The organism is bacterium, from assembly GCA_014360495.1.
In the GTDB taxonomy this organism is placed as follows: Bacteria; Armatimonadota; JACIXR01; order JACIXR01; family JACIXR01; genus JACIXR01.
In genome coordinates this window covers 1-13,437 of the sequence record JACIXR010000011.1, presented here as the reverse complement: position 1 = coordinate 13,437, position 13,437 = coordinate 1, and the positions used below count along the sequence as shown (strand labels likewise).

Annotated in this window: 11 protein-coding genes; 4 read left to right on the top strand and 7 right to left on the bottom strand. The window is 47.6% G+C overall.

What is annotated here, in order from left to right; translation table 11 throughout:
* Positions 1–3 precede the first annotated feature (3 nt).
* The gene (locus H5T88_09300; GenBank protein MBC7330538.1) at positions 4–219 is read left to right on the top strand and encodes a DUF167 domain-containing protein; all 216 of its coding nucleotides are present in this window, start codon (positions 4–6) and stop codon (positions 217–219) included.
* A 195-nt stretch (positions 220–414) separates the two neighbouring features.
* Here the strand turns inward: H5T88_09300 and H5T88_09295 are convergent, their stop codons facing one another.
* The 4 genes from H5T88_09295 to H5T88_09280 form a co-directional block, all read right to left on the bottom strand.
* Positions 415–1,413 carry an NAD(P)-dependent glycerol-3-phosphate dehydrogenase gene (locus tag H5T88_09295; GenBank protein MBC7330537.1) on the bottom strand — a complete coding sequence of 333 codons (999 nt, stop codon included), beginning with the start codon at positions 1,411–1,413 and terminating at the stop codon, positions 415–417.
* A complete protein-coding gene (locus H5T88_09290) occupies positions 1,413–3,497 on the bottom strand; it encodes a hypothetical protein (GenBank protein MBC7330536.1) in 2,085 nt (694 codons plus the stop codon). The genes H5T88_09295 and H5T88_09290 overlap by 1 nt, the downstream gene beginning before the upstream one ends.
* 2 nt (positions 3,498–3,499) lie before the next feature.
* Positions 3,500–4,543, bottom strand: a complete 1,044-nt coding sequence (locus tag H5T88_09285; protein ID MBC7330535.1) for an NAD(P)-dependent alcohol dehydrogenase — start codon at positions 4,541–4,543, stop codon at positions 3,500–3,502.
* A 61-nt stretch (positions 4,544–4,604) separates the two neighbouring features.
* The gene (locus H5T88_09280; protein ID MBC7330534.1) at positions 4,605–5,531 is read right to left on the bottom strand and encodes an NAD(P)-dependent oxidoreductase; all 927 of its coding nucleotides are present in this window, start codon (positions 5,529–5,531) and stop codon (positions 4,605–4,607) included.
* A gap of 60 nt (positions 5,532–5,591) precedes the next feature.
* Between H5T88_09280 and H5T88_09275 the strand changes: the two genes are divergently transcribed.
* Positions 5,592–7,520 (top strand): ADP-ribosylglycohydrolase family protein, encoded by a 1,929-nt coding sequence (locus H5T88_09275; protein MBC7330533.1) that lies wholly within the window; start codon positions 5,592–5,594, stop codon positions 7,518–7,520.
* A gap of 16 nt (positions 7,521–7,536) precedes the next feature.
* On the opposite strand, the gene H5T88_09270 is transcribed toward H5T88_09275, so the two are convergent.
* Genes H5T88_09270 through H5T88_09260 form a run of 3 tightly spaced genes read right to left on the bottom strand, consistent with a single transcriptional unit; the run spans position 7,537 to position 11,003 of the window.
* Positions 7,537–8,712 (bottom strand): cellulase family glycosylhydrolase, encoded by a 1,176-nt coding sequence (locus H5T88_09270; protein MBC7330532.1) that lies wholly within the window; start codon positions 8,710–8,712, stop codon positions 7,537–7,539.
* Between the two features lie 7 nt (positions 8,713–8,719).
* Positions 8,720–9,904 carry a hypothetical protein gene (locus H5T88_09265; GenBank protein ID MBC7330531.1) on the bottom strand — a complete coding sequence of 395 codons (1,185 nt, stop codon included), beginning with the start codon at positions 9,902–9,904 and terminating at the stop codon, positions 8,720–8,722.
* Between the two features lie 16 nt (positions 9,905–9,920).
* Positions 9,921–11,003 carry an LptF/LptG family permease gene (locus tag H5T88_09260; GenBank protein ID MBC7330530.1) on the bottom strand — a complete coding sequence of 361 codons (1,083 nt, stop codon included), beginning with the start codon at positions 11,001–11,003 and terminating at the stop codon, positions 9,921–9,923.
* A 266-nt stretch (positions 11,004–11,269) separates the two neighbouring features.
* On the opposite strand from H5T88_09260, the gene H5T88_09255 reads away from it, so the two are divergent.
* Both H5T88_09255 and H5T88_09250 read left to right on the top strand, forming a co-directional pair.
* Positions 11,270–12,388, top strand: a complete 1,119-nt coding sequence (locus H5T88_09255; protein MBC7330529.1) for a Gfo/Idh/MocA family oxidoreductase — start codon at positions 11,270–11,272, stop codon at positions 12,386–12,388.
* 26 nt (positions 12,389–12,414) lie between these two features.
* Positions 12,415–13,380, top strand: coding sequence for a sugar phosphate isomerase/epimerase (locus tag H5T88_09250; GenBank protein MBC7330528.1), 966 nt, complete (start codon positions 12,415–12,417; stop codon positions 13,378–13,380).
* Positions 13,381–13,437: the final 57 nt, after the last annotated feature.

The following is a 13,437-nucleotide window of genomic DNA, read 5'->3' as shown; positions in this document are numbered from 1 at the left end:
GATATGAAGAGGATATTGGAGATTAAAGTAATTCCAAGCGCAGGAAAAGAGGAGATAATAGAGGGAGAACCATTGGTTGTGAAGGTAAAGGAGCCAGCGGAAAAGGGCAAGGCAAACGAGGCAATTATCAGGCTTCTTTCCCGCCATTTCGGAGGAAAAGTAAGGATAATCAGGGGCGAAACCAAGAGAAGGAAAATAGTGGAAATAGAATCGGAGTAGAAGCGACAAAGTAAGTTTTGGCGTTTCAAGAAACACAATTCTCATGAAGTCCTAAAAAGCCAAGAAGAGGGATTTTAACCCATTAGCGATAGAGATGTTGTCTCAAGATTTGATTTCTCTTGCTTTTTCCGTGATTATCGGGCAGGGGAATTAATGAGAAATCTTTATAGTAAATCCTTTATTATGGAATTATAATCAGGGATATCTCTCAGCCTTTAAGGGGCGGGTCATTAGGTCTATCACAGCTTGGCGTGGGTCTTTTTCCTTGAACAGGACATTGTAAATCTCGCAGGTTATGGGCATCTCCACACCCAAACTCATAGCCAAATTATAAGCCGCTCTCGTCGTTGGCTCGCCCTCTGCCACCTGCCCAATCTCTCTCTTAGCCTCCTCCAAGCTCCTTCCTTTTGCAATCAGCTCTCCCAATCTTCTGTTTCTGCTCAAGGGACTCGCGCAGGTCGCTACCAAATCGCCCAATCCCGCCAATCCGAAGAAGGTCTGAAGGGATGCTCCCAACCTCAACCCCAATCTTATCATCTCCGCCAATCCCCTCGTCATTAAAGCCGATTTGGTGTTATCTCCGAATCCCAACCCATCGTTTATACCCGCTCCTATCGCTATGATGTTCTTCAAAGCACCTCCCAATTCCACCCCGATTATATCCTCGTTCCTGTAAACTCTGAAATAATGAGTTGCGAAAAGCTCCTGAACGAAGCTTGAGAGGCTCTCTTCTCCCGCAACAACGCTCGTCGTGGGAATCTCCCTCACTATCTCACCCGCCAAATTAGGTCCAGAAAGGACGAGTAACCTCTCCTTCAAAGAAGGCATAATCTCCAAGATGACCTCCGACATCCTCTTTCCGCTTTCCTCCTCCAACCCCTTAGCAGCGCTCACAACAATAGCACTCCCTATATCGCAATGGGAAAGCCTCTCTACAACCTCCCGCATGGCGAAAGAGGGAACCGCTAGGACTATAACATCCTTCCCTTCAACCGCTTCGTCAATCTCAATCGTAGCCCTTATATTCAGTGGTAAGATGATGCCGGGAAGATAGAAGCGATTCTCGTTCTTATCATTAATCCAATCCGCGACCTCCTTTCTCCTCGCCCATAAAAGGACATCCTCTCCCTTTTTCCCTAAAAGAAAAGCTAACGCGGTTCCCCAAGAGCCAGCTCCCAGTATCCCGATTCTCATCAGATGAACGTCTTGAATTGGATTCTTTGTAGGAAGGCGAAGGGACCAAGGATAGCCCAAATCGAGCCTATAACATAATCACCGAGGATGAGCCCGAGGAAGAAAGGTATCGCCCTCCTGTGAAGCTTCATCCCCCCAGCGCGCAGGATGATAATCTTCAAGAGCCAGGAGATGAAGAAGGAGAACCAGAAGTAATCCATAGCGAATGAGACGGCAAGGGCATAGCCAGCGGGATGAAATGGCCACCACCATAGATTCCATCTCGCTATTCGCAGTAGAATAACGAATATGAATCCGATGGAGAAGGCTATAACTCTATCTTTCTCAACTAGCTTGCCGTAGTTCATCCAATCAGCCAAGTTATTAAAGGATTCCCAACCGAGCCAACTTTTATATCCCATACATTTAGCCTGTGCTCCATCTTCATAGCAGACGAAGAGGTTAAAGAAATAGGCAGAGAGAAGGGCGAGGAAGGTGGCAAAGAAGATGACCCAAAGTATCCGTTTCTGCTCAATCCTGGCGACATCAGCCATCTTAAAGGCTTCAAGCTGGGCAGGCATTGGATGATTTCTATAGCATCTATTTATCCAATAGAGGGACCAAAGAACTGTTGAGTTCTGTTTTCCTATGAACTTTGAGCCCATAAGCGTTCCCATAATGTTCTCGGGGTTGACGAAGTAAATCTCGTGGGGAGTTCCCAATTCTGCCCTTACCCTTGACATAGCCAAAGCTAAGAGGAAATAAATCGTGAAGAAAATCAGCGCTGCCCAAATGGCGAGCCCCGCCTTATAGGCGAAGACTAAGAGGACAACCCAGCCGAGGAAGAAGCCGATTACCGCAGTGCGATAGGATATGGGCTCCCCGGAATCGTCAAGCTGTCCCTTGCCGAAAGCCTTCTTTATAACTCCCCAAAGGAAGCTCTTCGTCCCCCAGAGCGCCACTAAAGCAAGAGCGAGCCAAGCCCCGGAGGCTTGTTCACCAAAGAAGGGAAAACCACGCATAGACCCTTCCCAACCCGTTGCCCTTCCCAAAACCTGAAGGAGCTTTCTAAAGACATAGAAGAACCAGCAGGAGAAGGAGAGGTCGGCTGGAATGAAGAAGGCAAGACCAATGGCAAAGGGATATTTTGATAAAGGAGTCCAACCTATAGCGTTCCAAGGAGAAGTCGTTACATACTGCCCCAAGTCGTTAGCGGGGTCCCAAGCGCTTACGGGGAGGCGAGGGATATAGGGGAGGAGTGATGCTATCCCATTAATTGAACCGACAACGAAGGCAACGGCGAAACCAACCCATAGAAGGCGGTTCTTGAAGAGGGGAACCTCACCTCCTCCCCTCGCTATCTCCAAGGGGAGCTGGATGATGGGGAAGGAAAGCTTCTCCTGCTCCGTCCATTGCTTTCGCACCATCACATTGAGGCAGAGCATCATAAAGACCAAAGCCATAACATATATGCTCCAATAAAATAGAGGCTTAGCCCAGATGTGAAAATGGCGTAGAAGGTAATGGGTAGCGCCTCCACCATAGAAAGCCTCCAGGGCTTCTTTATCTGACACGAAGAGCCATTTCGGTAGGTACTTGAAGAACAACTTCTTCCATTTGTTTTCCGGTGTGGCATAGTAGTAAGGGTGACCGAGGACGCCGAAGAGGTTCTGAATCGTATCGTGCCCCGCCATGGTCATGGACATAACGAGCATTATGTAAATTACGAGCAGTTCTCCACCGTTTAGGGGACGGATATTGACCCGTTTAGGCAAGATATATAGAAAGTAATCAAAAACAGCGAGGAAAATCAGTATTTGGTAAAGGCGAAGCGGCGTGTTGTAGCCAAGAACAATTACCCAGAGAAGGTCAAACAGGGAGAAAAGGAAGAAGAGGAAAAAAGGATGGACGGCACCCTTGTGGTAAATGAAGAGATTGAATACCACAAGGGTGAAGAGAAAAAACACTGGAGTGATGAAGAGGGGGAGGCAGGAACCATCTAAGGTATACCACCTCACCTCCATCACGGTTACCCAATAAACATTAAGGGGAATGAGAAGCGCCCCTATTAATATCGCTCTCGGAGTAACCGCTTGCTCTTTCATTATTAAGGTTTAATTACTGCCTTTATGACTTTATCCTTATTTTGGTCCACGAATTCCAATGCCTCCTTTGTTTCCTCAAGGGAGAAGCTATGCGTTATGAGAGGCTTGGCGTCAAGCTTCCCCTCCCCCAAGAGCTTGACTGTGAGGGCATGGACATTCGCATATCGGAACACGCCTCTCACATCAAGCTCCCGCATATGGGCAATTTCAAGCATCGGCATAGGATAGACCTCCTCGGAGGTCACTCCCACAAGGGTGATAACTCCTCCGGGCTTTGTTATGTAAGGAGTGATTTGAGTTGTAGCCGTTTGCCCGGCGCATTCAAAAGTCGCATCAACTCCTCGTCCGTTCGTCAGCTCGTTGATTTTCTTGACAACATCCTCTTCTTTCGCGTTAATCGTGTAGGTAGCTCCCATTTTAGAAGCCAGCTCAAGACGGTTGGGAACGACATCCGTGATTATAATGGGGGAAGCGCCGAAAGCCTTAACTACCTGGAGGGTACAGAGACCAATGGGTCCCGCTCCCAGGATTGCCACCGTATCCCCTGCGGAGACGCCAGAGCGCTTCGCCGCCTGCATGCCCACCGAGAGGGGCTCAACCATGGCTCCCTCTTCAAAGGAGACGCCTTCAGGAAGGATGAATGTGAAATCCCAGGGGACAACAGCGTACTCAACGAAGAACCCGTCATAGGGAGGGCATGAGAGGAATTTCATATCCGGGCAGAGATTGTATTTTCCTCCCTTGCAATACTCGCATTTTCTGCAGGGAATGCCCGGCTCAATCGCCACCCTATCGCCAACCTTCCTCTCCTTCACATTCTTTCCCACCTCAACGATTTCCCCAGCGGATTCATGCCCCAATATCAAGGGCTTCTCTACAACAAACTTCCCTATCTTACCTTCTTTGTAGAAATGGATATCGGAGCCACAGACTCCCACCGCTTTAATTCTTATCACAACCTCATCTTCCGCCGGCTCTCTCACATCCACCTCCTCAATCCTCAAATCAAATGGCTTATAAAGGACAGCAGCTTTCGCCTTTCTCATAATCAATCACCTCCTTTTTGAAATTTTATCAATAAACCCGCCATAGTAAAGCATTTTTTTCTTATATCATTCCGTTTTCTCTCATCCAGTTTACTGCTCGTTCCATTGTTTCTTCGGGAGTGTATCTCGGCTTATAGCCGAGCTTCTCGGTTATCTTTTTTATGCTCGGACACATATGTGCCTTGAAATGAAAATTCGCCCCAACATCGGGATTGATTTCCTCCGAATATTCCCTCCAACTATGCCACTCTATCGGTATCTTCACTCCATAAATCCGCCCATATGTCTCAACAAATTCCTTCGCCGTGAGGGCATAAGCGGAGCCCACATTGAATATCTCATCCGCCGAATCATCAGGATTCATAACCGCTAAGAAGTAACCCCTCGCCACATCCTCCGCGTCGCAAGGACCAATTAGGGTATTGCCGGGCTCGGGAAGGGGAACGGGCTCACCTCGCTTGTGGGCGAGATGACGCTCCAAACTCCTCCCTCCATAACAATCAAGGGGAATCTTGCCCGGTCCACAGATGTTGGGAGGCATAATCGCTGTGAACTTTATCCCATCCCTTTTCGCCCTTCCCTTTAGCTCCAACATCTCGGAATATCTCTTCGCATATCCAGGAAAAATGCAGGGAGATTGCGTCTCCTCGGGCGTCGGCACTAACTTCGGCTCTCCGAACATCCAAACCGAGCCACATAGGATGAACTGCTCAATATAGGGGAGCGCTACTTTATAAACAGCGGGAGCATAACTCCCCAATATGTCTATCAAAACATCTGGCTGAATGGATTTGAAGATTTCCTCCCAATCTTTAAGATTCTCATCGTAAAACTTCCTAATGAATTTGACCCTCTCCCATTGGGGTTTAGAGGGAATGGGCTGTTCGCCACGGGCGAGGACGAAGACTTCATAGCCCTCGTCAACAAGCATTTCCGTTAAATTCTTTCCGATATGACCTGTTCCTCCTATGATGCAAATCCTTTTCATCTTATTGCCTTCCTTTCTCGTTTGTTTTTAAAATTTTAACATCAATCGGAGGTGAGATTAATGAGAAAATTCCCATTCTTTCTCATCTTATCGCTTGCTTTGTTGCAGGTTGAGGGCAAAGAGAAAAGCAAGATAATCCTTAACGAGAACGAGTTCTATGACAAAGTCTACGCCTGCTGGCTGGGGAAAGCGATTGGCGGGACCCTCGGTATGCCATTTGAGGGACAAAGGGAAATGCACAATCTAACCTTTTACGAACCAGTCCCAAAGGAACCCGTTCCCAACGACGATTTGGACCTCCAATTGCTCTGGCTCAAGGCTTTGGAGGAGAACGGACCAAACATCAATGCCCATACACTCGCCCAATACTGGCTTAAATATGTAGTCGTTGATTGGAACGAATATGGAATCGGGAAGAAGAATATAAGAAAAGGGGTTTTGCCTCCCCTGAGCGGTCATTTCAACAACCCCTGGCGCGATAGCAATGGCGCTTGGATTCGCTCGGAAATTTGGGCTTGCCTATTCCCAGGCGTTCCCTCCCTCGCCGCGAAATATGCTTTTGAGGACGCCTGCGTTGACCACGGCGTCGCCGAGGGAACCTATGCGGAGGTCTTTATGGCGGTTTTGGAAAGCGCCGCTTTCGTGATTAGCGATAGGGATGAGCTTCTAAGAATTTCCCTCAGCTATATTCCCAAGAATTGTGGCGTCGCCGAGAGCGTGAGGACAGCCATAAGGGCGTGGAGGGAAGGGCTGGATTGGAGAACCGCAAGGGAAAGGGTCGTTGAGGCATCAAGGAAAACAGGATGGTTTATGGCTCCCCAGAATGTAGCCTTCGTCATCTTGGGATGGCTTTACGGGGAGGGAGATTTCGGCAAATCAATATGCATTGCGGTGAATTGCGGTGATGATACGGATTGCACTGGCGCTACTTTGGGGGCTCTATTGGGAATCCTCAGGGGAACTAAGGGAATACCAAGGGAATGGAGAGAGCCGATAAGCGAGAACATCGCAAATGTGGCGATTGGCGGTTTCACACCCCCTAAAACGATAAGGGAACTGACGGAAAGAGTCGTGAAGATGGCGAAAATCTCCCTCAAATATTACAATGCCCCGGTGGAGATATCCTCATCACCCTCAAATCTCAAAGCCCTCAAGGAATGGAAGTTGGTTGACGATAAAGAGATAAAGACTCTCTGGAGCCGTTCGCCATATAAGATTGATTTATCTTCTCATAAGCTACAAGCGACGATAGATTATAAGGGGGAACCCCGGCTTGAAGTAGAGAAGGATAAGAACATAACGCTGGCGCTTAGAAGCATATCGGGAGGAAAAGAAAAGGTAAAAGTGATTTTTGAAGTGGAAGATGGAGTGAGGGTAACGCCGAGTTCTCTTTTCGTCCAGCTTCCCGCTGAGCTCAGGCTCAGCTTAAGAGCCGAGGAGATAAAGAAGGAGGAGATAAGGGGAAAAATCTCGGTTCTCTCTCTAAAAGGAGAGTTGCTGGGGGAATTCCCGCTCGCCTTCGTTGCAAGGATTTCCGTGAATAAGGATGATTTCGCCTTGGCGAGATATGGAGTAACTGCCACTTCCGATTCAGAATTGGACTGGGAAAGGGGATGCACGAACAAAGTCAACGATGGGATAATAGCGGGAGAGAACGATTTTGAAGGGAAAAGATGGCATTCCGCCTTAACTCCCCACCCTCATTGGGTAGCCCTCCATCTTCCAAAGGAACACGAATTAGGAAGAGTGATAATCTACTTCGCTGACCCAAAAGGACATCCAGTCGATTTTGATGGAGAGGTCAGCCTTGATGGAAAGGAATGGAAAACGATTTTCTCCGTTAAGGGATATGGAAACAAGAGGAAATTTGAATATAAGTTGGAAAAGCCTGTCCTAATAAAGCATTTCAGATTAATGATTTATAAATCCGCAAGCGATATATGGAAAGACGCAGCGCAGGTGAGCGAGATTGAGCTTCTGCCCGATTGAAGGGTTCTTCCCGAAGTTACTTTGATTTCTCAAACAATTCGTTGGCTCTCTTCATGAGCGAAACTATATTTGGCGTGCGCTCGGGGTTAACATCGTATGCGTCATTTGGGCTCATCCAGTTCCAAATGAGGGTGATGGGGATATTAAGTTTAACTACCTCATCAAAAACATTTTTCAAGAAAAGGGAATCGGGATTCTTCTCGTAGTCATCTCCCGTTTCCCCTATATAAATCGGCTTGCCAATCCTATCCGCTACCCTCTTTATTGTCTCCAAAACCTTCGCCGAATTCTCGTCCTTATTGCCGAAGCGAAGATTGCCATCGCGAGGATAGAAGTGAATGCTTATGATATCCACAGGGTCGGGATGGACATCCCTCAAGTAGGTCTCGAACTCCTCTACGCTATCCTCAGTCCAATCCCCCTTTCCCTTTGCCAAACGAAGATGCTGGGCAGCGGGTCTCGGAATGCTGAAACCGCTCCCAATCAAATGGTTCTTATCAAGGCTCTTAATGAAGCTTGCCCATTCCTTGATGAATGGAATCATCTCATCCGTTGTGAAATGGTCCCTCCTTAGACGCATATAGGAGGTGCCAAGCTCAATCCAATTTCCACTTGAAAAGCCGTAGGGATTCATAAAAGCGAGGTCGGCTAAAAGGTTCATCTCGTTCGTAAGCTCCCAAAAGAGAATCGTCGGCTCATCCTTGTAGCGTGAGACGATTTGATAAGTGTAAAGCCAGAGATACTGGCGGGAGCGAGAATCGGGATTATTCAGCATATCCTGAACGCATTCGCCCGCCATATCGGGGAAGAGAAAGATGTTCCAATTCAATGTCGGTATCAGGTAGACACCATTCTTCTTAGCGGTATCAACCAGCTCATCAAAAGCCTTCCAGTAAATGTTCTCTCTTGCCCAATGACGCATATCCCTTGGATAATAACCAACCCCTGAGAAGCGAATGACCTTAAATCCTTGCTTAGCGCATTCCTCAATCGCCCTTACAGCCTGCTGTTTATCCTCGCCACCGGATAGGAAACGGAGGAAGAGGTCAAATTTGTTCACCGCAACTATGCGAAAGGGTTTCTCCCCAAGATATAAATCGGCTCCCACTCGCCTGAGATAAGTCTTTTCCTCCCCAAAACAAAGAACGGGGAGAAGAAAGACGAAAATGATTCCCGCCTTCTTCAATTTCATCCCTCCTTTATAGTCCATTCAACTTTTTGAGGAAATTAATCCATCCGTCTGCCATCTTTCCAAAAAGTAGCGAGCTATAGGAATTCTGGTAATTAAGGAAGGATTTTTGGGGAAGATAAATTGATAGTCCCTGTGCGTTTGATTTGTTCAGCTGACCATTGTAAATAACCACTTTACTTTTAAGATTCAACACCGCTTCTGCTTCCCCACTTGCCCCACTAACCTTCTCCTTTACGAGCTGAGCGAAATGGAAAACATCCCTATAATCGTCATCGGAGAAGCGTTGAGCTGATTGAATTGCTGAATCAATGGAACCTGATGGATACAAAGAGGCGAGCTTATTCCCCAAAGAGCTTATAGTGGAGGCGAAATCCATTAGAGAGGAGGTTGAGACCAATGATAGAGTTACTTCCCAGTTGGAATTTTTGTAGTAGTTTATATAAGCGTCAACGATAGCTTGACCTAATTGGGTCGCGTCCATAGAAGGAGTTGCCCGAAGGGAAGACAAGAAGGCGTCGTAAGCCCAACCATCCCACGGCTCATCTTCTTGGGAGGCGCATACATAATTCACCCAATCATTGACCTCGGTTGCAACCTCCACCATCTGCATAAGGCAGGCATCCATCCCCAAGAGGTCTATCTTAACGCCCGCCTTCTCCAAAGCAATCCTCAGTTCATCAGTATCCAAAGCGTCATTGCTTGAATCATCAAAACAGATTGCCCTCGGCTGAATCCTCCGCGCTGCTGGCTTCCACCCTGAGCCGTGATTCCAAAGAATCAGACAATAATGTTTAGCTGGATAATTCGCCACCGCCCATTTTATGAAATTGGCTAAAACATCAGGGTCGCCGGTATTCTGGTCGGGCAAACTTTGCACGACAGGCGAATTTATCATTTCACGGTCGTTATCTCTTTGGATGTAATATCTCTTGCATCCTTTTCCCGTATCCCATTGCACCAGGATGGCGATATTTGAGCTTGAGCCCACGCTCTCCATCTGGTTGATATTATAAGCAGCGATACTCCCCATATTGTTATCCGACGCTATATAGACCATAACAGTCCACATTCTATCCCCGCTCGGAGTGCTTCCTGTCCGATGGTCAAATCCAAGCCAATCCAATAGGTCCCCACATCCCGAGAGGATTAAAAGAGATAACGCGAAAAGAAGAGATATTCTCCTCTTGGTCAAAATTTTCTCCTCCTTTTCATTCTTTGAAATACAGATATAAACCAAAGGCGCCGAATATGATATTTGGCGCCCAAGCAGCTAAGAATGGAGGCAAAAGATGATTTGCACCCAACATCCTGAAAAGCAGGTATGCATTATAGTAAATGAAAAAGAGCAAAATAGCAATCAAAAAACCCCCCATACTTCCTCCCTTCCTTGCATAGCGATGGGAGAATGGAGGTGCTATTAAGGCTAAAATCAGGCAAGCAAAAGGAATGGCAAATTTACAATGATATTCCATCAGCATATTCCCTACCCCCCTTACCCCGCTTTTCTTCCAAGTCTTTATCTCCTTCAATAGCTCCCTTGCGCTCATCTCCTCAGGCGTTTTATGGGTTAGCCAGATGTCCTGGAAAGGTCGTTCAAGGGAAAGCTCCGCATTGTCAAACTTCACCTCCTGCCTTACATATCCCTTGTCATCCAGCTGATGGAGAATGCCATCGTAAAGGTTCCATACATTGCTATCTCGTCCGCATTCCCCCCAGGACGCGGTATAAAGATTGGGAAACCGCTTTCCCTGCCTTTCCATCACTAATATGTTATAAAGCCTCACTTCGTCCCCCAACTTTTCCACTCTATCTATGTAGAAAGTGTATTTATCACTTTGAAAGAACACCCTCTCAAGGGGGATAGGCGTTGTTTGACCGAACCAGACCATCCGGAGAATTCTCTGCGCCCTCCTATTACCTATTGGAACCAATTCCTCATTTAGAAAAAAGGAGAAAATGCTTGCAAATAGACCAGCGTATAGGAAAGGGAGGAATATTCTTCGGAGAGACAATCCCGCCATTCTCATAGCGGTGGTCTCCCCTTCCCTTCCCAATCTCGCCACTGCTAATGAGGAGGCGAAGAGGATTGCGGGAGGGATTGAGAGAGTTAAAAAGGAGGGAAGTTTGTAGAGGATGAGCATCCATAAATCTGAAAGGGTGATAAGCCTTTGAGCTAAGGGATTGATGAGAATGAAAATCAGGTTGCCCACCAAGATAACAGCGAAAATCCCCACTCCTCCTAAAAATGGGACAACCATTTCGCTCATCAAATATCTCTGATACAATCGCAACACAAAAATATTATAACAGAACTACTCCTATTTGTCATTTTCATGTATGTAAGATACATCTGCCTACTCCCCACGATGCCCTTTATAATTAACAAACAAATCAATCTCACTTTAGCATAAACAAGAAAAGGGGCGAGCCTAATTTATAAAAAATTGATATTGACTGATTTAGGCTTTTCCTTGATAATAGATTAAAACTAACATAAAGGAGGGATGTTGCTTTGGCGAAAAAGGAGATCGGAGTCGGTCTCGTAGGCTATAAATTTATGGGCAAAGCCCATAGCAACGCCTACAGACAGGTCCCCTTTTTCTTCCCCGATGTCCCCTGCAAGCCCGTTATGAGGGCTATCGTGGGAAGAACGGAATCAGCTGTAAAGGAAGCAATGGAGCTCTACGGCTGGGAAAGCTATGAGACATCCTGGCAGAAGCTCTTGGAGAGGGATGATATAGACCTCATTGATATCAGCACTCCCGGCGATACCCACGCCGAGATAGCAATCGCAGCTGCTAAGGCAAAGAAGCATATCTTTTGCGAAAAACCACTCGCAAACACTATTGAGGAGGCAAGAGCTATGCTCAAGGCGGTTGAGGAAGCGGGAGTAATTCATATGGTCAATTTCAATTATCGCAAGTGCCCTGCTGTGGCGCTCGCTAAGCAACTCATTGAAGAAGGACGCATAGGGCAAATCTATCACTTCCGTGGACAGTATCTACAGGACTGGATAGTTGACCCCTCCTTCCCCCTCGTCTGGCGCTTGGATAAGAAGGTCGCTGGCTCGGGCGCTTTGGGAGACCTCGGCGCCCACCTCATTGACCTCGCCAGATATCTCGTTGGCGAGATAACAGAGGTCGTAGGTATGTGGGAGACTTTCATCAAGCAGAGACCTATTCCCACCGAGACGGGCGCCCTCGCTGCCGTAGCCGGTAAGGAGATGGGAGAGGTAACTGTTGATGACGCCACGCTTTTCCTCGCCCGCTTTGAGAACGGAGCACTCGGCTCCTTTGAAGCCACCCGCTTCGCCCCCGGTCATAAGAACTACAACTTCTTTGAGATAAACGGCTCAAAGGGGTCTATCCGCTGGTGCTTTGAGAATATGAACGAATTGGAATTCTTCTCCCGTGAGGACCCACCTCACATCCAGGGCTTCAGAAAGATTTTAGCCACCGATTCCATACATCCCTATATGAAGGCTTGGTGGCCAGCAGGACACATAATAGGCTACGAGCATACCTTCGTCCATCAGGTATACGACCTAATGATCGCCATTGACAAAGGAGAACTGCCCACTCCTAACTTCTACGATGGAGTTAAATGCCAGGAAGTCCTCGCCGCCGTTGAGAAGTCCATACAAGAGAAAAGATGGGTTAAAATTGAAGAGGTTTAAAGATATTTAAAAAGGAGGTGCCATAAATGAAGATAGGCATTTTTACGGTTTTGATGTCCGATAAGCCTTTTGAAGAGGCGCTTGATTACTTCAAGGAACTCGGCTTGGAAGCAGTTGAGATAGGATGTGGAGGATATCCCGGCGATGCTCACTGCAAGCCAGCGGAACTCCTTGAGGACGACGCTAAGAGGAAGGCTTTTCTTAAGGCGATTGAGAAGAGGGATTTGGTCATCTCCGCGCTCTCCGTCCACGGCAACCCCATCCATCCCGACAAGGAGATAGCTAAAAAATTCCTTGAAGACCAGCACAGGACGATTGAGCTCGCGGGAAAGCTCGGCGTGGAGAGAGTGATAACCTTCTCCGGTTGTCCGGGCGACCATCCTGGGGCGAAATATCCCAACTGGGTGACCTGCCCTTGGCCTCCCGATTTCCTGGAAATTCTCAAGTATCAATGGGAGGAAGTTGCTATTCCCTTCTGGAAAGAGGAGGTAGCCTTCGCCAAGAAGCATGGAGTGAAGATGATTTGTCTTGAGATGCATCCCGGCTTCATCGTCTACAATCCCGAGACGCTCCTGAAGCTGAGGGAAGCGGTTGGCGAGGAAATAGGAGCCAACTTTGACCCAAGCCATCTCTTCTGGCAGGGCATTGACCCAGTAGCTGCGATTAGACAGCTCAAGGGAGCCATTTATCACTTCCACGCTAAGGACACGAAAGTAGACCCGATAAATACCTCAATAAACGGTGTTTTGGACACGAAGCCCTACACGGAGGAAATCAAACGCTCTTGGATTTTCCGCACGGTTGGCTACGGACACAATTACGATGTATGGAAGGATATAGTCTCCAATCTGAGGCTTGTCGGCTACGACTGGGTGCTATCAATTGAGCATGAGGACAGCTTGATGTCAGTGAGCGAGGGCTTGAGGAAGGCGGTTGATTTCCTCAAGCAAGTGGTTATACAGGAGCCGCCGCCCAAGGTATGGTGGGCGTAAAATAAGGCTATCGGAGGTGAAAAGAAAGGGGCGGGTTGGGGACTTCGTCCCCAACCC